At 70.4% G+C, this 20432-nt stretch carries 22 protein-coding genes; 5 read left to right on the top strand and 17 right to left on the bottom strand.

Annotated elements, in window-relative coordinates:
- Window positions 1–85: 85 nt before the first annotated feature.
- Together ACFMRZ_RS35160 and ACFMRZ_RS35155 are read right to left on the bottom strand one after the other, a co-directional pair.
- The gene (locus tag ACFMRZ_RS35160; RefSeq protein WP_280276132.1) at window positions 86–802 is read right to left on the bottom strand and encodes a TIGR02234 family membrane protein; all 717 of its coding nucleotides are present in this window, start codon (window positions 800–802) and stop codon (window positions 86–88) included.
- Window positions 799–2367, bottom strand: coding sequence for an anthranilate synthase component I (locus ACFMRZ_RS35155; RefSeq protein WP_400182486.1), 1569 nt, complete (start codon window positions 2365–2367; stop codon window positions 799–801). Before ACFMRZ_RS35155 ends, ACFMRZ_RS35160 begins: the two co-directional genes overlap by 4 nt.
- 223 nt (window positions 2368–2590) lie before the next feature.
- Here ACFMRZ_RS35155 and ACFMRZ_RS35150 point away from each other — a divergent pair, with 223 nt between their 5' ends.
- From ACFMRZ_RS35150 to ACFMRZ_RS35135, 4 genes are all read left to right on the top strand, one after another.
- The gene (locus ACFMRZ_RS35150) at window positions 2591–2860 is read left to right on the top strand and encodes a hypothetical protein (protein WP_280276130.1); all 270 of its coding nucleotides are present in this window, start codon (window positions 2591–2593) and stop codon (window positions 2858–2860) included.
- A gap of 54 nt (window positions 2861–2914) precedes the next feature.
- On the top strand, window positions 2915–3376 hold the full coding sequence (locus ACFMRZ_RS35145) for a peroxiredoxin (protein ID WP_280362714.1): 462 nt from the start codon (window positions 2915–2917) through the stop codon (window positions 3374–3376).
- 58 nt (window positions 3377–3434) lie between these two features.
- Entirely contained in the window at window positions 3435–4049 is a 615-nt protein-coding gene (locus tag ACFMRZ_RS35140) for a permease (RefSeq protein ID WP_280276128.1), read from the top strand.
- Between the two features lie 156 nt (window positions 4050–4205).
- A complete protein-coding gene (locus ACFMRZ_RS35135) occupies window positions 4206–4709 on the top strand; it encodes a MarR family winged helix-turn-helix transcriptional regulator (RefSeq protein WP_400182485.1) in 504 nt (167 codons plus the stop codon).
- A gap of 7 nt (window positions 4710–4716) precedes the next feature.
- Here ACFMRZ_RS35135 and hisI read toward each other — a convergent pair whose 3' ends face one another.
- From hisI to priA, 4 genes are read right to left on the bottom strand one after another with little or no spacing between them, the layout of a single operon-like run.
- Window positions 4717–5064: a phosphoribosyl-AMP cyclohydrolase gene (gene hisI, locus ACFMRZ_RS35130; protein ID WP_280276126.1), complete on the bottom strand. Its 348-nt coding sequence runs from the start codon at window positions 5062–5064 to the stop codon at window positions 4717–4719.
- A gap of 53 nt (window positions 5065–5117) precedes the next feature.
- Window positions 5118–5891 carry an imidazole glycerol phosphate synthase subunit HisF gene (gene hisF, locus ACFMRZ_RS35125; protein WP_400182484.1) on the bottom strand — a complete coding sequence of 258 codons (774 nt, stop codon included), beginning with the start codon at window positions 5889–5891 and terminating at the stop codon, window positions 5118–5120.
- Entirely contained in the window at window positions 5888–6727 is an 840-nt protein-coding gene (locus ACFMRZ_RS35120; protein ID WP_280276124.1) for an inositol monophosphatase family protein, read from the bottom strand. The genes hisF and ACFMRZ_RS35120 overlap by 4 nt, the downstream gene beginning before the upstream one ends.
- A gap of 4 nt (window positions 6728–6731) precedes the next feature.
- Entirely contained in the window at window positions 6732–7463 is a 732-nt protein-coding gene (priA, locus tag ACFMRZ_RS35115) for a bifunctional 1-(5-phosphoribosyl)-5-((5-phosphoribosylamino)methylideneamino)imidazole-4-carboxamide isomerase/phosphoribosylanthranilate isomerase PriA (protein WP_400182483.1), read from the bottom strand.
- Between the two features lie 233 nt (window positions 7464–7696).
- Here priA and ACFMRZ_RS35110 point away from each other — a divergent pair, with 233 nt between their 5' ends.
- Window positions 7697–8176 carry a hypothetical protein gene (locus ACFMRZ_RS35110; RefSeq protein ID WP_280276122.1) on the top strand — a complete coding sequence of 160 codons (480 nt, stop codon included), beginning with the start codon at window positions 7697–7699 and terminating at the stop codon, window positions 8174–8176.
- A 219-nt stretch (window positions 8177–8395) separates the two neighbouring features.
- On the opposite strand, the gene hisH is transcribed toward ACFMRZ_RS35110, so the two are convergent.
- The 11 genes from hisH to ACFMRZ_RS35055 all read right to left on the bottom strand — a co-directional run bounded on the left by hisH (window position 8396) and on the right by ACFMRZ_RS35055 (window position 20262).
- Entirely contained in the window at window positions 8396–9028 is a 633-nt protein-coding gene (gene hisH / locus ACFMRZ_RS35105; RefSeq protein ID WP_400182481.1) for an imidazole glycerol phosphate synthase subunit HisH, read from the bottom strand.
- On the bottom strand, window positions 9025–9651 hold the full coding sequence (gene hisB / locus ACFMRZ_RS35100; protein ID WP_280276120.1) for an imidazoleglycerol-phosphate dehydratase HisB: 627 nt from the start codon (window positions 9649–9651) through the stop codon (window positions 9025–9027). The genes hisH and hisB overlap by 4 nt, the downstream gene beginning before the upstream one ends.
- The gene (locus ACFMRZ_RS35095) at window positions 9648–10787 is read right to left on the bottom strand and encodes a histidinol-phosphate transaminase (RefSeq protein WP_400182480.1); all 1140 of its coding nucleotides are present in this window, start codon (window positions 10785–10787) and stop codon (window positions 9648–9650) included. The genes hisB and ACFMRZ_RS35095 overlap by 4 nt, the downstream gene beginning before the upstream one ends.
- Window positions 10788–10929: 142 nt before the next feature.
- Window positions 10930–12267 (bottom strand): histidinol dehydrogenase, encoded by a 1338-nt coding sequence (gene hisD / locus ACFMRZ_RS35090; protein WP_400182479.1) that lies wholly within the window; start codon window positions 12265–12267, stop codon window positions 10930–10932.
- A gap of 134 nt (window positions 12268–12401) precedes the next feature.
- Window positions 12402–12986, bottom strand: a complete 585-nt coding sequence (locus ACFMRZ_RS35085) for a maleylpyruvate isomerase family mycothiol-dependent enzyme (protein WP_400183048.1) — start codon at window positions 12984–12986, stop codon at window positions 12402–12404.
- 59 nt (window positions 12987–13045) lie between these two features.
- A complete protein-coding gene (locus ACFMRZ_RS35080; RefSeq protein ID WP_400182477.1) occupies window positions 13046–14605 on the bottom strand; it encodes a serine/threonine-protein kinase in 1560 nt (519 codons plus the stop codon).
- Window positions 14606–14847: 242 nt separating this feature from the next.
- On the bottom strand, window positions 14848–16608 hold the full coding sequence (locus ACFMRZ_RS35075) for a penicillin-binding transpeptidase domain-containing protein (RefSeq protein WP_400183047.1): 1761 nt from the start codon (window positions 16606–16608) through the stop codon (window positions 14848–14850).
- Between the two features lie 80 nt (window positions 16609–16688).
- Window positions 16689–17555, bottom strand: coding sequence for an arylamine N-acetyltransferase (locus tag ACFMRZ_RS35070; RefSeq protein WP_400182475.1), 867 nt, complete (start codon window positions 17553–17555; stop codon window positions 16689–16691).
- Window positions 17556–17753: 198 nt separating this feature from the next.
- The gene (locus tag ACFMRZ_RS35065) at window positions 17754–18755 is read right to left on the bottom strand and encodes an alpha/beta hydrolase family protein (RefSeq protein ID WP_400182473.1); all 1002 of its coding nucleotides are present in this window, start codon (window positions 18753–18755) and stop codon (window positions 17754–17756) included.
- Window positions 18756–18886: 131 nt separating this feature from the next.
- A complete protein-coding gene (locus ACFMRZ_RS35060) occupies window positions 18887–19612 on the bottom strand; it encodes a VOC family protein (RefSeq protein WP_400182471.1) in 726 nt (241 codons plus the stop codon).
- Window positions 19613–19659: 47 nt separating this feature from the next.
- A complete protein-coding gene (locus ACFMRZ_RS35055; protein ID WP_400182469.1) occupies window positions 19660–20262 on the bottom strand; it encodes a PadR family transcriptional regulator in 603 nt (200 codons plus the stop codon).
- Window positions 20263–20432 lie beyond the last annotated feature (170 nt).

The raw sequence follows: 20432 nt of genomic DNA, 5'->3' as shown, positions 1-20432 counted from the left end.
CGATGCTGATAAAGGGTAAATGGCTGTGCTCCAAGTTCTGACGCCGGGGTGTTCTGCGTCGCATCCGCCCGGAAGGGGATAATGCTCACCTTCCCGGCTCGTCGTCGGTGGGGTCGGTGCCGGCGTCGAGGGCATCCCACAGCACGCGCTCGGACAGTTGGTCGGGGGCCGTCGAGCCCGTGCCCGACGCCGCAGTGGTCGCGTCGCCCGCCGCGCGCTCCCGGGCCTGTTGCGCCGCAACCTGATCCGCCGCCGCGGCGCGTCGGAACACCGGGTTGTCGTACTTGCCGGACAGCCGCGCGGTGGTCTCGGGCATCCGCGCCAGCAGCACGCCCGCCACGAAGGCCGCCAGCGCGCCGATCAGGGTCAGCACGGCCGGGAACGTCGAGGTCGTCACCTGGTCCACGTGTGCGCGGGCCGGTAACTCGGCCAGCCGGGCGGCCCGCTCGGCCGTCGCGGTGTGGCCGGTCAGCAGCGCGAAGCCCGGCACGGCGGCCACCGCGGCCAGCACCGCCACCACCACGCCGAGCAGCCGGCGCAGCCAGCCCCGGCCGGCGAGGATCGCGGCGATCGCCGCCAGCAGCACCAGCGACAACGGCGTCAGCGCCCCGAACCAGACACCCCCGTTGAGATGCTGAGTGCGCGCCTCGGTGAGACCATCGGAGGACTCCAGCGTCACCCACGTCATCCGCGACGCGGCCCACAGCGCGGCCGCGCCCACGAGCAGCAGCAGCGCCGGGCCGACGGGGTACTTGCGCTTCTCCGTAACAGGTTGGGCGGGTTCGGATTCCGGAGAACTCATCGCGGTGCACCGTCGGGATGGTCGGGGGTGCAGGCACGGACGGTCTGGGCGGCGGCGATGGCCTTGAGGACCGCCATGGCCTTGTTGCGGGATTCGGCGTCCTCGTACTCGGGATCCGAGTCGGCGACGATGCCCGCACCGGCCTGCACGTAGGCGGTGCCGTCCTTGAGCAGCGCGGTGCGGATGGCGATCGCGGTGTCGGCGTCGCCCGCGAAGTCCAGATAGCCGACCACCCCGGCGTAGGCGCCGCGGCGGGTCGGTTCCAGCTCCTCGATCAGCTCCATCGCCCGGACCTTCGGCGCGCCGGACAGGGTGCCCGCGGGGAAACACGCCCGCACCGCGTCGAGCGCGATCTTGCCCGCCGCCAACCGGCCCGACACGGTCGACACCAGGTGCATGACGTGGCTGTAGCGCTCCACGTGCCGATACTCGGTGACCCGCACCGACCCCGGTTCACACACCCGGCCGATATCGTTGCGGCCCAGGTCGACGAGCATCAGATGCTCCGCGTTCTCCTTCTCGTCGGCCAGCAGGCCCTTCTCCAGCAGCAAGTCGTCCTCCTCGTCGGCGCCGCGGGGGCGGGTGCCGGCGATCGGGTGCGTGGTGGCCACCCCGTCCTTCACCGTCACCAGCGACTCCGGGCTGGAACCCACGATCGAGAAGGCGGTGCCGCCGCTGCCGTCCGGGATGTGCATCAGATACATGTACGGACTCGGGTTCGACGCGCGCAGCATGCGGTAGAGGTCCAGCGGGCTGCCGTCATAGTCCATCTCGAACCGCTGCGAGAGCACCACCTGGAACGCCTCGCCGGCCTCGATCTCCTTGACCAGCCGGCGGACGCCCGCGCCGAACTCCTGGGCGGTGCGCTGGCGGCGGTATTCCGGTTCGGGCCGGTCGAACACCGATACCGTCGACTCGGCGGGGGCGGCCAGCGCCGCGGTCATCCGGTCGAGGCGGGCCACCGCGTCGTCGTAGGCCTCGTCCACGCGTTCGTCGGTGCCGTTCCAGTTGACCGCGTTGGCGATCAGCGTGATCGCGCCCTCGTGGTGGTCGAAGGCGGCGAGATCGGTGGCCAGCAGCAGCACCATCTCGGGCAGCCGCAGATCGTCGACGGTCAGCTCGGGCAGTCGCTCCATGCGCCGCACGGCGTCGTAGCCGAGGTAGCCGACCAGGCCGCCGGTCAGCGGCGGCAGGCCGGGCAGCCGCTCGGTGCGCAGCAACTCCAGGGTGTCGCGCAGCGCGGCCAGCGGGTCGCCGCCGGAGGGCGCGTCGGCGGGGGTGGCGCCCAGCCAGACGGCCTCGCCGTCGACCACGCTCAGCGCGCTGGGACTACCGGCGCCGATGAACGACCAGCGCGACCACGATCGCCCGTTCTCCGCCGACTCCAGCAGGAACGTGCCGGCTCGTTCGGCACCCAGCTTGCGATAGGCCGACAGCGGAGTCTCCGAGTCCGCCAAGACCTTTCGGATCACCGGTACCACCCGGTGCTCGGCCGCGAGCGCGCGGAACTGCTCGCGGGTGGTGGTGTCGGTGGTCCCCGGACGGTCGGTCGCTGCGCCGTGCATCCGTCCATCATTCCAGGTTGGAAAGGACACGATATGGACACCCCGGCCAGCCCGGTCGCGGGTCGCCCCGAATAACTTCGGCGAAGAGCAACCGTGGACCCGGCACCCGGGTACCCTCCGGGCTCGAGTCGCACGCGGTATTCCCCATTTCGAGAGGAGTTCGACACAGATGTACCCCTCGCAGCCGGTCGCACCGGAGGGTTCACGCCACGGAGGTCACCCGATGATGCACGGTTCCGCGCCCGGCCAGCCGCCTCGGCCCGGGAATGCCGGCCAGTACTCCAGCGGGCAGAATCCGAGCAAGTACAACGCCCTGGCCTCCTTCGTCACCTATGTGAAGGCGATCGAGAACCTGGACCGCCACCGTTTCCCCGACGAGTACGCCGAGCACTCCGATCGCATCAAGGAACTGCGTCCGTTCCTGAAGGCACACGGCATTCTCGACGTCATGGCGGTCAAGAATCCCGAAGTCGCCGCGCTCCTCGGCGTCTGAGCGCACGCCTCGCGCGGTACCGGGCGCCCACTGTGCCCGGTACTGTCGCATCCTATGAAGGAAGGCCAGCGCGCTCCCCAGTTCGATCTACCCGACCAGTCCGGAATCTCGCGGTCCCTCGACACCCTGCTCGCCGACGGACCGCTGGTGCTGTTCTTCTTCCCCGCCGCCAACACCCCGGTCTGCACCGCGGAGGCCTGCCACTTCCGTGATCTGTCAGGCGAATTCGCCGCCCTGGGCGCGTCCTGCGCGGGCATCAGCACCGATTCGGTGGACACCCAGGCCGGCTTCGACGACAAGCAGCGGCTGGGCTACCCCCTGCTGTCGGACAGCGACGGCGCGGTCGCCGAGCGGTTCGGCGTCAAGCGCGGCCTGCTCGGCAAGCTCATGCCGGTGAAGCGGCAGACCTTCGTCATCGACACCGATCGCACGGTCCTGAAGGTGATTACCGGCGAACTCCGGGCGAACGTGCACGCCGATACCGCCCTGGCCTTCCTGCGTTCACGAAACAGCTGATCCGAAACGCCGGGGCGAGTCGTTCCCCGGCACCCGGCCCTGCACATACGCTGTTGCTATGACTTCGCGGAGTGTGGAGCAAACGGCCGGCCACAAGCCCGCCTCGACCACCTGGCGCAATCGGATCCTGGCACTGCTGGCCGTGGCCGTGGTGCTCGTCGTCGCCTATTTCATCCTCGCGGCGTTCATTCCACGCTGGTGGGCGCAGCGCGTCGCGAGCATGTCCGGCCACGGCAGTTTCGCCCAGGGCATCTGGTCCGGGCTGGCCCTGGGCTTCCTGTGCACCCTGATCCCGCTGCTTCTTCTGTTGTTCGCCGTGCTGTCCTGGCGGCGGCGCGCGGGACGGTTCCTCGCCGGAGCGGCCGCGGTGCTCGCGCTCGTCGCGGCACTGCCGAATCTCATGACGCTCACCATCGTGCTCGGCGGCAGCAGCGCCGCGCACGCGGGTGAGCGTGTGCTGGACGTGGACGCGCCCGGCTTCCGCGGCGCGTCGCTGACCGCCGCGATCGTCGCCGCGGTCCTGTTCGCGCTCGTGGTGTTCATGGTCCTGCGCCGCAAGTACCGCACCCACCGCGCGGCCAAGCGGTCCGGGCTCGCGCAGCCGGTCGACACCACACCGGCATCGCCGCGACCGGGCCCGCCCGGCCCGCGCGAGGACCCTCCCCTGCACTGAAGCCACGTGATAGCTGTCACGTCATAAACCTGAGCCGTGACCATCGAGCGAAATCATGGCAAACTTGGTGCTCTGCCGGTGACCGATTTGAAGTTTCAATGATCGCTAGCTCAGCTAACGAAGGTTTGTCACGCGGCTGCAGTGAGAGGGCGCGATGTGACGAAGTGGCTGAATCCCACCGAACAGCGAGCTTGGCGGACTCTTGTCGCGCTGACGACTCGGCTACCAGCGGCGATGGATACCCAGCTGCAACGCGAGTCCGGCGTAACGCATTTCGAGTACTTCGTCATGGAACTGCTGACCCAAGAACCCGGCCATCGCCTGCAGTTGAGCGAACTTGCCTCTAAGGCAAATGCATCGCTATCTCGACTGTCGCACGTGGTCACCAAATTGGAACGGCTCGGCTGGGCGAAACGCGAGTCCATGCGCGGTCGGCGCGGCGCTCACGCGGTGCTGACCGAAGCGGGCTACCGGAAGGTCGAGGAGGCCCGTCCCGGCTATCTCGAGGCGGTGCGCGGCCTGGTGTTCGACGGGCTCGACGACACGCGGACCGAGGAATTGGTGGAACTCGGCGAGTTGCTGGTGGCGCAGCTCGACGCCGGACTGGCCCGGGGCATCGGACGATCCGGCCGGACGAGTCCGGACGACGGCGAGGAGTAGGCGCGGGTCAGGTCTGGTCGGTCAGCAGCACATCGCCGTCCCAGCAGGTGTGCGTGCCCGTGTGGCAGGCCGCGCCCTCCTGGTCGACGAGCAGCAGCACGGTGTCGCCGTCGCAGTCCAGGCGCACCTCGTGCACGTACTGGGTGTGCCCGGACGTCTCGCCCTTGACCCACAGTTGCTGCCGCGAACGGGAGAAGTAGGTCGCCTTGCGGGTAGCGAGGGTCCGCGCCAGCGCCTCGTCGTCCATCCACGCCATCATCAGCACGTCCCCGGAGCCGCGCTCCTGCGCGATCGCGGCGACCAGCCCGGCCTCGTTGCGCTTGAGGCGGGCGGCGATGGCGGGATCCAGACTCATGCAGACCTTTATATCAATGCGGCCGGGTATATCGACGCGGCCCTGCCCGCCCGTCAGCGGACGACGATGCCCTCGGCCCGCATCGCGTCCTTGACCTGCGGGATGGTCAGATCGCCGAAGTGGAAGACGCTGGCCGCCAGCACCGCGTCGGCGCCGGTGCGCACGGCCGGGGCGAAGTGCTCGACGCGCCCCGCGCCGCCGCTGGCGATGATCGGCACCGACACCGTCTTGCGGACCGCCTCGATCATCGGCAGGTCGAAACCGCCCTTGGTGCCGTCGGCGTCCATCGAGTTCAGCAGGATCTCGCCCACGCCCAGTTCGGCGCCGCGCAGTGCCCACTCGATCGCGTCGAGGCCGGTGCCGCGCTTGCCGCCGTGCGTGGTGACCTCCCAGCCGGACGGCGTCGGCGCGGTGCCGTCGGGGACCCGGCGCGCGTCGACAGACAGCACGATGCACTGCGACCCGAACCGCTGCGACATCTCGCGGAGGATCTCCGGGTTGGCGATGGCCGCGGTGTTGACCGACACCTTGTCCGCGCCGGCGCGCAGCAGCCGGTCGACATCCTCGACGGTGCGCACGCCGCCGCCGACGGTGAGCGGGATGAAGATCTGCTCCGCCGTGCGGGTCACCACGTCGATCATGGTGCCGCGGTCGCCCGAGGAGGCGGTGACGTCCAGGAAGGTCAGTTCGTCGGCGCCCTGCGCGTCGTAGGCCGCGGCCAGTTCCACCGGATCGCCCGCGTCGCGCAGGTTCTCGAAGTTCACGCCCTTCACGACGCGGCCGGCGTCGACGTCCAGGCACGGAATCACGCGTACGGCCAGTGTCATTGCGCCCTCTCCGAAGGTCCGGCAGTGCCGCCGCCCCGACGGGTGGCGACCGCGCTGTCGATCAGTTCCAGCAGTTCCCCGTGCACCCCGGGCGCCGCCGCGAGCACCGACTTCGAGGTGATCGTCCACGGCTCGCCGCGCAGGTCGGTGACCACTCCCCCGGCGGCGCGCACCAGCGCCACGCCCGCCGCGTTGTCCCACGGGTGATGACCGAACACGACCGCCCCGCCGAGCACGCCGGAAGCGGTGAACGCCAGGTCGATTCCCGTGGAGCCGTGCATGCGCAGCCGCCCCGACAGCCGGCTCAGCGCGCCGAGCAGATCGAACCGGAAGCGGCCCGGGATGCGGCCGTGGCTGTCGATGTTGAACGCGCCGAAGCCGATCATCGCCTCGGACAACCGGCCGGACTCCAAGGGCGGCAACGGTTTTCCGTCCAGCAGCACCGGACCGCCGACGGCGGCGGCATAGCGGCGGCCCAGCAGCGGCAGCCAGGTCAGGCCCAGCACCGGCTCGCCGCCGTCCACGAGCGCCAGCAGCATGCCCGAGAGTGGGTGTCCCGCAGAGTAATTGAAGGTGCCGTCGATCGGATCGAGCACCCAGGCGGTGCCCGAGGTGAGTTCGGGACCACCGAATTCCTCGCCGTGCACCGGGATTCCGGTCTGCTCCCGCAGCTGCGCCGAGAGAGTGCGTTCCAGTTCGAGATCCAGTTCGGTGGCGAAGTCGCCGCGCCCCTTGCTGACCGCGCTGGGCGCGCCGACGCCCTCGACGAAACGCGGGGTGACGGAATCCAGTATGTCGCCGGCGACGGCGAGCAGCCCGGCCCGATCGATACTCATCGCCTCAGCGCACCGCGTCCAGCGCCTCGGGCAGCGTGAAACGCCCGGCGTACAAGGCCTTTCCGACGATCGCGCCCTCCACGCCCTCGCCCACCAGACCCGCGATGGCACGCAGATCGTCGAGGGTGGACACGCCGCCGGAGGCGACCACCGGGGCCTCGGTCGCGTTGGTGACCTCGCCCAGCAGCTCGAGATTGGGGCCGGTGAGAGTGCCGTCCTTGGTGACGTCGGTGACGACGTAGCGGGCGCAGCCGTCGCGCTCCAGCCGCTCCAGCACCTCCCACAGGTCGCCGCCGTCGCTGACCCAGCCGCGGCCGCGCAGCCGGTACTCGCCATCGATGAGACGCACGTCCAGCCCGACGGCGATGCGGTCGCCGTACTCGGCGATGGCCCGGGCGCACCACTGCGGGTCCTCCAGCGCGGCGGTGCCGAGATTGACCCGGGCGCAGCCGGTGGCCAGTGCCGCCTTCAGCGAATCGTCGTCGCGGATGCCGCCGGACAGCTCGACGCGCACATCCAGCTCGCCGACGACCTCGGCGAGCAACTCCCGGTTGGAGCCGCGCCCGAACGCGGCGTCCAGATCGACCAGATGGACCCATTCGGCGCCGGCCCGCTGCCAGGCCAGCGCCGCCTCGCGCGGCGAACCGTAGCCGGTTTCGCTGCCGGCCTCCCCCTGAACCAGGCGCACGGCCTCACCATTGGCGACATCGACGGCGGGTAGCAAGACAAGACTCACGCTCGCAGCCTACTGGGCTGCGCCCGAGGTCCCGGCGCCGGGATGGCGCAAATAGGACGCCGGTCGCGGCCGCGTGGCGACAACCGCGAGGTTTGCCCCGCCCGTCGCCGGGCTATACGAAGATGACTGTGCCGACCCCGCGAACGAGAGGCCGATCACACGCCGTGCGTGCGTAGGCTGGGTCGCGGGCACGCCCAGTTCCCGTTCACCGTCGACGAGCAAGGATTCCCGTCATGTTCCGGATCACGCTGCGCCACTTCGCGATTACGCTGCCACCGGCGGCGGTCGCGGTGTCCGCGCTGGTCGTGACCCCGCCGGTGGCCGCGGCACCCACGGATCCGGTTCAGCTGGCCGCCTGCGACTTCGGCCGCCAGCTGACCACTTTCGACTTCAACCGCTACGACGAGTACGACCAGCGGGTGCTGGACCGCTCCACGGGGCCGTTCCGCGAGCAGTTCGAGAGTTCCGCCGCCGACCGCCGCGCGCGGGCCACCGGCTCGCACACCATCGCCGAGGCGAAGACGGTCGAATGCCGCACCGAGGCCTCCGACCCCGAGCACGCGGAGATCCTGGTGACCGTCGACCAATCCACCCGCAGCGACGTCACACTGGGCCTGCCGCAGCCGACCCGCTCCAGCATGCGCGTCTTCCTGGACAATGTGGACGGCCGCTGGCTGGCCGGGCGAGTGGATCAGATCCAGCCGGCGAGCTGAGCGCTCAGGATCCGGCCGAGCCGCTGTCGGCCCAGCCGGCCGACCAGTACCGCAGCCAGGTCGGGAGATCGAACGCGGTCGCCAGCAATGCCGGAATGTCGCCCATCGCAGTCCCTTTCCACCGTGCCGAGATTCACGTCGTTACGACGATAAGCGGTGGTTGCCCGATATCCGCCCACGCTGTGGTATCCGGCGTGCCGGGCACGGAACTGCCGGGACCTACAGGGACCCGATCCAGTTGCGCAGCAGTTGCGCGCCCGCGTCTCCCGACTTCTCCGGGTGGAACTGGGTCGCGCACAGCGGGCCGTTCTCCACGGCGGCGAGGAACGGGCCACCGTGCTCGGCCCAGGTGAGTTTCGCCGGGGCGAGCGTGCCGTTGTCGGGAAGTCCCCAGGTGCGTGCGGCGTAGGAGTGCACGAAATAGAAGCGGGTGTCGGCGTCCATTCCCGCGAACAGCACGGTGTCGGCCGGCGCTCGCACGGTGTTCCAGCCCATGTGCGGCAGCACCTCGGCGGGCAGGCGGTCGACGGTTCCGGGCCATTCCGCGCAGCCCTCGCTCTCGACGCCGAATTCCACGCCGCGTTCGAACAGGATCTGCATGCCGACGCAGATGCCGAGTACGGGGCGGCCGCCCGCGAGTCGCTTGCCGATGATGCGTTCCCCGCGCACCGAGCGCAGGCCCGCCATGCACGCCGCGAACGCGCCGACGCCCGGCACCACCAGGCCGTCGGCGGCCAAGGCGATCTCCGGATCGGCGGTCACCGTGACGTCGGCACCGGCCCGGATCAGAGCGCGGTTGGCCGAGTGCAGATTGCCGGACCCGTAGTCCAGCAGCGCGACCGAAACCGTCACAGCGTTCCCTTCGTCGAAGGCACCCCGGTCACCCGGGGATCGATTTCCACGGCGGCGCGCAGCGCCCGCGCCACCGCCTTGAACTCGGCCTCGGTGACGTGGTGCTGGTCGCGGCCGTAGAGCACCCGCACGTGCAGCGCGATGCGGGCGTTCAGCGCGATCGACTCGAAGACGTGACGGTTCAGCACCGTGGAGTACGGGGCGCCGGGGCCGTTGGTCGGAATCACGGTGTGCAGCAGGTGATCCGGTTCGCCGGTGTGCACGCAGTAGGGCCGCCCGGAGACGTCGACCGCGGCGTGGGCGAGGGTCTCGTCCATCGGGATGTAGGCGTCGCCGAATCGGCGGATGCCGTGTTTGTCGCCGAGCGCCCGGCCCAGCGCCTGGCCGAACACGATCGCGGTGTCCTCGACGGTGTGGTGCGCCTCGATCTCGATGTCGCCCTCGGCGCGCACCGACAGGTCGAATCCGGCATGGGCGCCGAGCGCGGTGAGCATGTGGTCGTAGAAGGGCACGCCCGTGGCGATGTCGGTCCGGCCGGTGCCGTCGAGATTCAGCTCGACGACGATACTGGACTCTTTGGTGGTGCGCTCCACCCGCGCGGTGCGGTTCATGGTCGTCGTCATTCTCCGATCAACTCCGTCGCGGCGAGTTTCTCGCTCACCCGCAGGAATTCGTCGTTCTCGGCGGCCAGGCCGATCGTGACCCGCAGGTGCGCCGGGATGCCGACGTCGCGGATCAGTACGCCCTGGTCCAGGTATTTCCGCCAGGCGGCCGGGGCGTCGGCGAAGCGGCCGAACAGCAGGAAGTTCGCGTCGCTCGGGGACACGGTGAAGCCGAGTTCGCGCAGCGCCGCCGCCACCCGATCGCGCTGGGCCGCCAGTTCCGCGACGCTCGCGAGGGTTTCGTCGGCGTGCCGCAGCGCCGCCCGCGCGGCCGCCTGGGTGACGACCGACAGATGGTAGGGCAGCCGCACCAGCAGCAGCGCGTCGATCACCGCGGGCGCGGCGGCCAGGTAGCCGAGGCGGCCGCCCGCGAACGCGAACGCCTTCGACATGGTCCGGCTGACCACGAGTTTCGCGGGGAACCGGTCGATCAGCTCGATGGCGCTGGGGGCGGCGGAGAATTCGGCATACGCCTCGTCGACCACCACCAGGCCGGGCGCGGCGTCCAGGATCCGGACCAGGTCCGCCTGCGGGATGCCGTGCCCGGTCGGGTTGTTCGGACTGGTCACGAAGACCACGTCGGGGCGGCGCTCGGCGATGGCGGCCAGCGCGTAGTCGACATCGAGGGAGAAGTCGGCATCGCGCTTGGCTTCCAGCCACTCGGTGTCGATGCCCTCGGAGATGATCGGGTGCATCGAATACGAGGGCACGAAACCGAGCGCGCTGCGGCCGGGCCCGCCGAACGCCTGCAACAGCTGCTGCAGGATCTCGTTGGAGCCGTTGGCCGCCCACACGTTGGTCACGTCCAGCCGCACGCCGGTCTGGCGGGTCAGGTACGCGGCCAGGTCGGTGCGCAGTGCGACGGCGTCGCGGTCGGGGTAGCGATGCAGATCGGCGGCGGCGGCGCGGACCGACTCGGCCACGTCGTCGACCAGCGCGCGGCTCGGCGGATGCGGGTTCTCGTTGGTGTTGAGTTGTACCGGCACCGTCAGCTGCGGCGCGCCGTAGGGGCTCTTGCCGCGCAGGTTGTCGCGCAGCGGCAGGTCCGCCAGGGTGATCCGGGACCCGGGCGCGCCGGCCGCGTCGATTTGTGTCATGGGGGTGTGAAATCCTTCGGTTTCGACCGCATCGATCCAGCTACCAGCCTATCGGTCCACCGCCGGCGGATTTGCGGCGCGGCCCCGACTGCGGGTGGTGGGCAGCCGGAGCTGAGAGCGAGGGACCGGGAAACGCGGAGTCTCAGCCGAGCTGCTCGAATCGGGCCCGCACGGCCTGGCCGTGGGCAGGGAGATCCTCCGCGTTCGCCAGGGCCACCACATGCCCCGACACATCCTTCAGCGCCGATTCGCCGTATTCCACGACGTGAATGCCGCGCAGGAAGGTCTGCACGCTCAGGCCCGACGAATGCCGGGCGCAACCCGCGGTCGGCAGTACGTGGTTGGATCCGGCGCAGTAGTCGCCGAGGCTCACCGGCGACCAGGCGCCGACGAAGACCGCTCCGGCGCTGCGGACGCGGGCGGCGACCGCGGGCGCGTCGGCGGTCTGGATCTCCAGATGCTCGGCGGCGTAGGCGTTCACGACACGCAGGCCCTGATCGATGCCGTCGACGAGCACGGTGCCGGATTGCTTGCCGGACAACGCTTCCGCGACGCGCTCGTGGTGTTTGACGACGGCCAGCTGGGCGTTGATCGCGGTGTCGACCGCGTCGGCCAGCTCGGCGCTGTCGGTGACCAGGACGCTGGCGGCGAGCACGTCGTGCTCGGCCTGGCTGATCAGGTCGGCGGCCACGTGCACCGGGTCGGCGGTGGCGTCGGCGAGGATCGCGATCTCGGTGGGTCCGGCCTCGGCGTCGATGCCGACCAGGCCGCGGCACAACCGCTTCGCCGCGGTGACGTAGATATTGCCCGGGCCGGTGATCATGTCGACCGGGGCCAGCGGGGCGCCGTCGGTGTCGGTGCCGCCGTAGGACAGCAGCGCGACCGCCTGCGCGCCGCCCACCGCCCAGACCTCGTCGACGCCGAGCAGACTCGCGGCGGCCAGGACGGTCGGGTGCGGCAGGCCGTCGAACTGCGCTTGCGGCGGCGAGGCCACCACCAGCGATTCCACCCCGGCGGCCTGCGCCGGGACGACATTCATCACGACGCTGGACGGGTAGACGGCATTGCCGCCGGGCACGTACAGGCCGACCCGCTCGACCGGCACCCAGCGCTCGGTGACGGTGCCGCCGGGCACCACCTCGGTGGTGGTGTCGGTGCGGCGCTGGTCGGCGTGCACGCGGCGGGTGCGCTCGATGGCGACCTCCAGCGCGGCGCGTACCCGCGGATCGAGTTGTGCCAGCGCCCGATCCAGTTCGGCCGCCGGGACCCGGATCGCGGCGGGGGTCACGCCGTCGAACTTCGCGCTGAACTCCAGGGCCGCCGAGACGCCGCGGTCGCGGATCGCCTCGACCACCGGGCGCACCTGATGCAGCACCGAGTCGACGTCGACTCCCCCGCGCGGCAGCGCGGTGCGCAGCTCGGCAGCGGAGGGAGTACGACCGCGCAGATCGACGCGGGCGAGCTCGATGCGGGAGGTCATAGCGGCGCGGAGTCCTTGTCTGTGGTCGGGTTGTGCCGGTGGTCGTCCGGCCGGTTACCAGACTATCGGGTCGCGGCCAGCGATTTTCCGGCCGCCCGCCGCGGGCACCGGGGGAACTCGTTGTCCGGGTGTGTTCAGCCGAGACGTTCGCGGAGGACCGGGACGCCGTCGCCCTCCAGGTCGGCGAGGGCGGCGGGCCGGCCGACCATAACGAGGGCCAGCGCCTCACCCGGCCCGCGAATCTCCGGGCCGTCGCCGCGCGACCATTCCAGGTCGGTGGCGACGAACCGCAGCCCGCGGGTGTAGCGGCGCGGGAAGGCGAACGGATCGGGGTGCGACAGCACCGCCGCGAGCCGCTCGGCCGGCACCTCGCGCGGTCGCCCGAGCGGACGTCGAATGTCCTGCTGGTGCACGAACATATCGGCCAGGGCGAGCGTGGGGGCCACGCGCGAGAACCACCCGCCCGGTCCGTCGAGCCGGTCCACCAGTTCCTCGGTAGGCCGCGCTCCGAACTCACGCACCAGCAGCCCGTTGATCCCATCCACCGACCGCCCCCGCACCGTGAACCCGAGATAGGTCACCAGCGACACGGTATCGGTCTGCAGATGCGCCACCACATCCCGAACCCGCCACCCCGCACACAGCGACGCCGTCTCCCACTCCCCCTCCGACAACTCACGCAACAGCGAAACCAGTTCGCCCCGCTCCGCCCTGAGCATCTCCCGTGTATTCACGCCGAAAGCCTATTCGGCACAACACCTTCGCGGTACCCCGTGCGTCAGGCGCGAGTGTCGCTGTCGATCAGCAGCTTTCCGTTGCTCGACTTGACCAAGCGCAGGGTCACGGAGTTGTTCTGCCCGCTCTTGTAGGTCACGCTGGCGACTCCGATATCGACCGAGCCGTCGGCGTTGGCGCTACCGCTGCCCTGCACGTCGATGGTGTTGAAGCCGATCACCCGGTTCTGCTGCCAGTAGGTCCGGAACTCCTGTTGGCTTCCGTACACCTGCTGCGCGGCGGGGGTCAGCTGGTTCCAGGCACTGCTCGGATCCGACGTCGTCAGGGTCTCGTAGAAATCCTGAGTCGCATCGATGGCCTGGGTCGAGTTCACCGCACCCGCGCTCTTGGTCTGGCCGAGGGCGCCGGTATTCGGCTCGCTGGTGCGGGCCGGGGCGGAGGTGGAGACCGAACCGGCCTCGGAGGAAGGAGGATTCGTGCCGCCGGGGGAGAACAGGAAGTACATGGCGGCGGCGACGATGGCTACGCCGGCGGCGACGCCGCCCCAGACCAGGGCCTTGCGGCCGCCGGACGACGCGGGGGGCTCGGCGGAGCGGACGGGATGGGAGCGGGTGTCCGGATGGGAGCCGTTGGGAATCGGGCGGACGCGCGGCAGATCGGGCTCGGAAACCGCTGCGGCCGTTGCCATCATCTCCGCGGTGGAGATGTCGGCCTGGGCGGAGCGGCGGTCCAGGGTGCGGGTGGCGCGACGGGCGGCGGGCCGGTGCGTGGCGAGCATGCGGGTGCTCTCGGCGCCGTCGCCGAATTCGGCGAAATCGGCCAGCTGGTCGCGGACGTCGGTCATGCTGGGCCGATCCTCGGGATCGAAGCTCAGCAGCGACAGCAGCAGATCGGTCAGCGGCCCGGCGTTGCGCGGCTCGCCCAACTGCCCGTTGGCGGCCGCGTACAGCAGCGCCAGCGGGTTCGGGTTGGTGCCGTAGGGCGGCTCACCCTCGAGCGAGTGGAAAAGCGTTGCGCCGAGGGCGAATACGTCGGCGGCCGGGGTCGGCTCGGCGCCGCGCGCCACCTCGGGCGCCAGGTACGCCGCGGTGCCGGAGATCAGTCCCGTCGCGGTCAGGGTGACGTCACCCTTGGCCTTGGAGATGCCGAAGTCGGTGATCTTCACCGTGCCGTTCTCGCCGAGCAGCACGTTGCCGGGCTTGACATCGCGGTGCACGATGCCCGCCCGGTGCGCGGCCACCAGCGCCGACGCCACCTGCTCGCCGATGCGGGCCACCTGCGGTAACGGCAGCGTGCCCTGCGAGGACAGCACCACCGCGAGGCTCTGCGACGGTAGGTATTCCATGATCAGGCACGGGTCGCCCGCATGGTCGGTGATGTCGAAGACGACGATCGCGTTCGGGTGCTGGAAGCGGGCGGCGTTGCGGGCCTCGCGGGAGGCACGCTGCCGCACTATGTCCTTCTCGCCCGCCGGCAGGCTGGGCTGAGTGAGGATCTGCTTGATAGCAACCGAGCGCTCCAGTCGCTCGTCGACGGCACGCCAGACGACGCCTGTGCCGCCGCTACCAATCCGCTCGACCAGGCGGTAATGCCCTGCGATCACTTGGCCGGTTTCGATGGCACTACTCCGAGTTTCTGCGCGATCCGTGACTTACCGAGCGCGGTTGCCCGCGCGTTCCTCGGGCAAGTGTAGCGGGCCGGACGGGCGGGTCTGCCGCCGGAGCGAGATACGTGTGAAATATGTACGAATGCCCTGAGATGCGGGTGAGATCACGGTGCAATCCGCCTGAGACACACTGTGTCCGAGATCACTTTCCGGTCACCGTCGCTCTGGTGTCCGCACCGTCACGGCCGGGCCCGCAGGAACCGTCCCGCGGCCTCGACGGCCGGGCCCGAACTGCCCGCGTCGCTGACGAATACGGCCAGCGCCAGATCGCCGCGGATGCCGACGAACCAGCCGTGCGCGTGCTTGTCATCGATGTACTCGGCGGTGCCGGTCTTGCCCAGCAGGTCCGGGATATCGCGCAGTTGCGTGGCGGTGCCGTCGGTCACCGTCTCGCGCATCATCGTCTTCACCTGATCGGCGACGGCGGCCGGGAGCGGCTGCGGGGTGTGGTCCGGGGTGCCCGGTTTCCCGGCGACGATGGTCGGGGCGGGCACCGAGCCGTGCGCAAGCGACGCGGCGACCAACGCCATCCCGAACGGCGTCGCGGTCACCTTGCCCTGTCCGATGCCCTCCTCGACGCGCAGTGCGGGGGTGTCGGCGGTGGGCACCTTGCCGGTGACGGTGGTCATGCCCGGCGCGGTGAAGTCGATGCCGAGGCCCAGTTGCGCGGCCGCCGCGGTCAGCCCGTCGGGTGGCAGACCCGCCGCGAGCCGGCCCATCGTGGTGTTGCAGGACCGTGCGAACGCGGTGTGCAGCGGCACGGTGCCGAGGTCGAAGTTGTTGTCGTTGGGAATCTGGCGGCCCTCGATGTTCTCGGTGCCGGGGCAGGCGACCGGGCTGTCGGGGGTCACCTGACCGGCTTGCAGGGCCGCGGACACGGTCACCGTCTTGAAGGTGGAGCCGGGCGGGTACAAGCCGGTCAGCGCGATGGGACCCTGCGCGTCGGCCGCCGGGTTCTGTGCCATCGCGAGCACGTTTCCGGTGGACGGCTGCATGACGACCATGGCCGCCGGGGTCGGGATCGGCTCCAGCGCCGCGTCGGCGTCGCGCAGCATGCCGATGTCGAGGGTCGCGGGGATGTCGGTCAGCGGACGCGGGTCCTGGCCGCCGACGCGCTGGGGGCCGCCGGGCGTCTGGGCGCGCACCACCCATCCGGACGCGGCGTCGGTCTCGGTCTGCCACAGCTCCGACAGTCCGGACAGGGTCGGCGAGGTGAGCGCCTTGTCGGAGGTGAGCAGCCGGGTCTGCGGTGCCAGAGTGACATTCGGCAGCGCCGCCAAGCGGTCCTGGATCGGGTCCAGGTCGGCCTGGCGCAGGGCGATGGCGGTGACCGATTTGCCTTGCGCCCCAGCCAGTTCGGTGTCGAGCGAGCCCGCGGTGAGGCTGGGTTCGATCGGGTTCAGCAGGGCCGCGAGGGCCGCGGTGTCGGCGCCGGGCGCCACGTTGACGAGGGTGACGACCTGCTGGGTCAGCAGGTCGGCGCCCGTGCGGTCGAGCACGCGGGCGGCCGGGTCCGGCGCCACGCTGCCGTAGCCGAGCGGGCCGGTCTCCAGTCCCGGCGCGACGGTCGCCGGATTCCAGCGAATCTTCCAGGTGTCGCCGGATTCGGTGGCGTTGCCGGTGGTCTGGTACGCCCACTGGTTCTTGCCGCCCGGGCCGAGCTTCCAGGTGGCGAGGAGGGTGAAAGTGGCGCTGTCGTCGGTCTTGTCGACCATGTCGACCTCGAAGTGCACGTCCTTGCCGAGCGAGTCGTACAGCGGGCCGAGGACGCCGGACGCCTGCGCCGGGTCGCTGGTGACGGCGGCCGCGGCGGGGATGTCGTCGCGGTTGAGCGCGTCGGCGAAGGTGTGCACCGTACTGTTCAGCCGGTCGGTGGACTTGTTGCCCGAGCAGGCGGCCAGAGCCAGGACCGGGGTGGCGAACAGGGCGAACAGTCTCATACCGGTACGCACCCGCCCGACCCTACCGGCTGGGAGCATTCGTCCGCGGAAATGCCGGAGGTCCTGCGCGCCGTGCCGGTTCAGTGATACAGCCACGGCGTGGCCGCGAGCGTGGCGAGGTCGGCGGGGTCGAGTTCGATGTCGAAGACGTCGGCCAGGGTCTTGGGCAGTTCGGACGGCTCCAGTTCGCGCGAATGCGCAGTGCCGTCGGGGTATTCGGTCAGCCAGGCGGTGCCGTCGAGGACGTGGTGCACCTCCGGACGGAACCGCTGCACGTATGGGCGCGTGACGAACGGTGATCGCGGTGAGGTGGAGACGAAGTGGTTACCGACGGCGTAGTCGATCCGATACTGCGGGTTCATGGTCACGGTGTGGCGCAGGGTCCAGCCGTCGCGCGCGAAGTGGTACGTCGTCCACAGTTCGCTGCCGAGTTCGCCTTCGGAGCGTTCGAGGCGGAAGCGCCAGTCACCGGCGCGCACCTCGCCCGCGTCGGGGTTCAGCTCCAGCGGGGCGGACGGGCCGCCACCGAAACCGATGTCGCACAGCCACACCCGGTCGTCGTCGGACGCGGTGACCCGCAGCATCGCGTGTGACGCGGGGCGCAGGCCGCCGGGCGCGCCCATCACGACGCGGCCGTGCAATCCGGTGACGCCGAAGCCGAGACGTTCCAGCGCCGCCGCGAACAGGCCCACGTGCTCGTAGCAGTATCCGCCGCGGCGCCGCCGGACCATCTTGTCCTGCACCGTCTGCAGGTCCAGCGGGACCGAGCGCCCGAGGATGATCTCGAGGTTCTCGAACGGGATGGTCGTCGTATGCGCGTGCTGCAGCCCTCGCAGCGTCGCCAGCGTCGGGACGCGCTCACCGCGGTACCCGATGCGCGCGAGGTACGCGTCCAGATCCAGCGCATCGCCGTCCCAGTGATATGCCGGATCCGCGGGCTTGCCCATCACGCCTCCTCGTCACGTCGGCGGCAGCGCCGCCCTCCGCGTGCATCAACCACATCGGTCCCGAACCTGTTCCACGATCGCGAAACATTTCGGACCGCTGTCGTGCGGCCCGCGACGCGCCGTCCGGCGCGCGGCGCGAAATCCGTACGGCGGCAAGGCAGGATCCGTGCGAGTTCGCCGACGGTGCAGGTGGATTGGTCAAGCGGCGCACTTCGCGCCGGGCGGGGCGGGTGGTGCGATCGCGATACCTCGCGCGACGTCGACGACGTAGTCACTGACGGGTCCGTCTATCGGCTCCGTGTCGGCGAGCAGACGCTCCACGACGCAGCCGCCTTCGAAGTAGGCCGGGCCGATGGAGTGGTCGCCGGGGACCACGGCGCCTTCGAGGTTGCGGCCGGTGGCGATGGTGTACATGGAGAACGGCTTGCCCGCCGCGGTCAGCGCGGCGCGCATCTCCACGCTCGTGGGGAAGGGGACGACGCGGTCGGCGACACCGTGGATCAGGAAGCTGCGGCGCACGGTGATGCCGGACGCCAGCAGCGCGGGCGACCGCCGTGCGTAGGCCTGCGGGCAGACCACCGGCGAGCAGCCGCCGGCGTCCCGCTCGATCTGACCGCGCAGTTCCGGACCGGCCAGGTCGGCGCCCAGCCATGCGGTGAAATCGTCCGCGGGACCGAAGTTGTCGACCCAGTAGTCGTACAGTCCGGGCGGTGCGGCCGCCGCGACCAGCCCGCTGGTGATGCCGCCTTGGCTCCAGCCCCACAGCACGGTGCGCGTGACCGCCGGGTGCTCCGCGCGGTACCAGTGGGTCGCGGCCAGCACGTCGTCGCGTCCGGCACGCAGGTTCCACGCGCCGGTGACCCAGTCGCTGTCGGCGGCGCGCATGTCCATGACCAGCACCGGGGTGGCGGTCCGGCGCGCGATGGCGGTGAGGTAGCCGCCGAGATCCGCGGAACTGCTGTTGTGACCGTGCACCCCGACGATCAGCGCGCGCGGTTCCAGATCGCCCGGCGCGCACCGATAGGGGTCGTATACGAGTCCCGTCGCGGCCTCGCCCTCGACGGTCAGCGTCACCGGCCGCACCGCGACCCGCACCGGACACCCCGGCTCCCCCGAAGCCGGTTGCGCCGCAAAGATTGTCGACGCACCCAGACCGAGTAGTCCGAGACCCAGCCCCCACCAGCGGTTTCGACGCCTCATGGCCGCATCATCGCACGCCGAAACCGGTGATCGTCGCAGCTTCGAGCCACCGTTGCCGATTCTCCTCCGACCTGTGGTGATCGAGCGGGTTGAGCAGTGGTTCGTCATACGGGCGTGACCGCCGCACGGCGCTAGGGCGCGAGTCCGACGATGGCTTCCAGGTCTTCGAGGCCGGCCAGGTGCGCGCCGAGTTCGTGGCGTTCGGCTTCGGTGAGGGGGACCACGCGGGCGCGGGTGAGGGCATCGACCGCGGCGGGGGTATCGTCGGCGCGGAGGGCGAGTTCGGCGCGGTAGGCCAACGCCTCGACCAGTTCGGTGGCCGGTGCGCGATCCTGCTCCCGGGCCAGCGTGGCGTCCAGGATCTTCGCCGCCTGCCGAGTGTCGCCCTTGGAGTCGCCGAGCACGACGGCGGTCTCCAGCGCCCTGGCCAGCTTGCCGACCGCGGGCGCACCGGCGCCACCGGTACCAGGGGACGCGAAGAAACGGATCCAGTTCCCGCCGGGATCGATGACCGTGAACCCGGAGTAGTTGTCGGCGTTCTTGCGTTTCCGCGGGCGGGTCATCCGCGGGATCCCGGAGACCAGCAGCTTGCCGTGGACCGCGCGCATGCCCGCGGCGAACGCCTCGAACAACTGCTGGGTATCGGGCACGAGGACAACACAACTGCCGTAGGAGTCCTCGGGTCTGAAGTCCGGCAAACCGAAGAACTGCAACTGGAGGTCTTCTCGCCGCAGGCCCACGCACGGGTACGGGCGCAGCTGGTAGTAGGTCCGGGTGAAGCCGAGCATGGTGTAGAACTCGACGATCTCGTCGATGGATCCGCACGGCAGCAGCGGGACGGTTATCTCGTGGGCCATGGCATTGCTCCGTCTCGAAGGGAAGTTTCCGCCGCCGCTCGCCGCCGCTACTCGGCCGGTGGTGCGGGGCGGCGAGTGGGGGAACCGGGCTCGCCGGCCATACTGAACGCGCCCTCTTCCAGGCGGTGGATCAGCCGCCGGGTCCACTCCGCGCCCGTATCCGCGGTCGCCAGCCACAGCGAGATGACCTCGCCCACCGGACCCCACGCGTCCAGCTCCGTATCCGCGGGCACGTACGCGGTGATGCCGGCGCGCCAGTCGCGCATCGCGTCGGCCCGGGTGCGCAGGACCTGCAGGGCCTGCTCCCGGGGCAGATCCTCGATCAGGCCCACCGCGGCGCACAGGACATCCAGTCTCGGCTCGCGGTCGGCCAAGGCCCGGCGCAGGAGGCCGAGGTACTCCTGCTCACCGGTGTCCGTCAGCTCGTACTCGATCCGCGGCGGGCCCCCGGCGGCCGAGGGATCCGCATCCGACGTCGCCGCCAGCAGACCCTGTCCGGCCATGCTCTTGAGCGCGTGATACACCGAACCCGATGTGGCGGTGGACCATTCGTGTGCGCCCCAGGATTCCAGATCCGCGCGGATCTGATAGCCGTGTGCGCGACCGCGCCTGCGCAACGCTCCCAGGACCAGAAGTCGTACCGGCTTCATCGAACCCCTCCCGCCTGGATAGCCAAATTTGGCTACTGCGGGAAACATACGCCTCTCCGGGCCATTAGCCAAATTTGGCTACTGCGGAGGAATGCACTTCCCTTCGAGGCGGATAGGATTCGTTCATGCGTTCGATAGATGCGGCGGAGCGGCGGGCTCGGCTGGGTGTT

This window comes from Nocardia sp. N2S4-5 (assembly GCF_044628355.1).
GTDB lineage: Bacteria > Actinomycetota > Actinomycetes > Mycobacteriales > Mycobacteriaceae > Nocardia > Nocardia wallacei_B.
The sequence above is the reverse complement of the archived record's forward strand: the minus strand, read 5'-3'. Positions and strand labels throughout refer to the sequence as shown.

Coding starts and splice junctions, on each gene's coding strand:
- ACFMRZ_RS35160 (WP_280276132.1), bottom strand. CDS start 802: ATGAGTTCTCCGGAATCCGAACCCGCCCAACCTGTTACGGAGAAGCGC.
- ACFMRZ_RS35155 (WP_400182486.1), bottom strand. CDS start 2,367: ATGCACGGCGCAGCGACCGACCGTCCGGGGACCACCGACACCACCACC.
- ACFMRZ_RS35150 (WP_280276130.1), top strand. CDS start 2,591: ATGATGCACGGTTCCGCGCCCGGCCAGCCGCCTCGGCCCGGGAATGCC.
- ACFMRZ_RS35145 (WP_280362714.1), top strand. CDS start 2,915: ATGAAGGAAGGCCAGCGCGCTCCCCAGTTCGATCTACCCGACCAGTCC.
- ACFMRZ_RS35140 (WP_280276128.1), top strand. CDS start 3,435: ATGACTTCGCGGAGTGTGGAGCAAACGGCCGGCCACAAGCCCGCCTCG.
- hisI (WP_280276126.1), bottom strand. CDS start 5,064: ATGAGTCTGGATCCCGCCATCGCCGCCCGCCTCAAGCGCAACGAGGCC.
- hisF (WP_400182484.1), bottom strand. CDS start 5,891: ATGACACTGGCCGTACGCGTGATTCCGTGCCTGGACGTCGACGCCGGC.
- ACFMRZ_RS35120 (WP_280276124.1), bottom strand. CDS start 6,727: ATGAGTATCGATCGGGCCGGGCTGCTCGCCGTCGCCGGCGACATACTG.
- ACFMRZ_RS35110 (WP_280276122.1), top strand. CDS start 7,697: ATGTTCCGGATCACGCTGCGCCACTTCGCGATTACGCTGCCACCGGCG.
- hisB (WP_280276120.1), bottom strand. CDS start 9,651: ATGACGACGACCATGAACCGCACCGCGCGGGTGGAGCGCACCACCAAA.
- ACFMRZ_RS35095 (WP_400182480.1), bottom strand. CDS start 10,787: ATGACACAAATCGACGCGGCCGGCGCGCCCGGGTCCCGGATCACCCTG.
- hisD (WP_400182479.1), bottom strand. CDS start 12,267: ATGACCTCCCGCATCGAGCTCGCCCGCGTCGATCTGCGCGGTCGTACT.
- ACFMRZ_RS35085 (WP_400183048.1), bottom strand. CDS start 12,986: ATGCTCAGGGCGGAGCGGGGCGAACTGGTTTCGCTGTTGCGTGAGTTG.
- ACFMRZ_RS35075 (WP_400183047.1), bottom strand. CDS start 16,608: ATGAGACTGTTCGCCCTGTTCGCCACCCCGGTCCTGGCTCTGGCCGCC.
- ACFMRZ_RS35070 (WP_400182475.1), bottom strand. CDS start 17,555: ATGGGCAAGCCCGCGGATCCGGCATATCACTGGGACGGCGATGCGCTG.
- ACFMRZ_RS35065 (WP_400182473.1), bottom strand. CDS start 18,755: ATGAGGCGTCGAAACCGCTGGTGGGGGCTGGGTCTCGGACTACTCGGT.
- ACFMRZ_RS35060 (WP_400182471.1), bottom strand. CDS start 19,612: ATGGCCCACGAGATAACCGTCCCGCTGCTGCCGTGCGGATCCATCGAC.
- ACFMRZ_RS35055 (WP_400182469.1), bottom strand. CDS start 20,262: ATGAAGCCGGTACGACTTCTGGTCCTGGGAGCGTTGCGCAGGCGCGGT.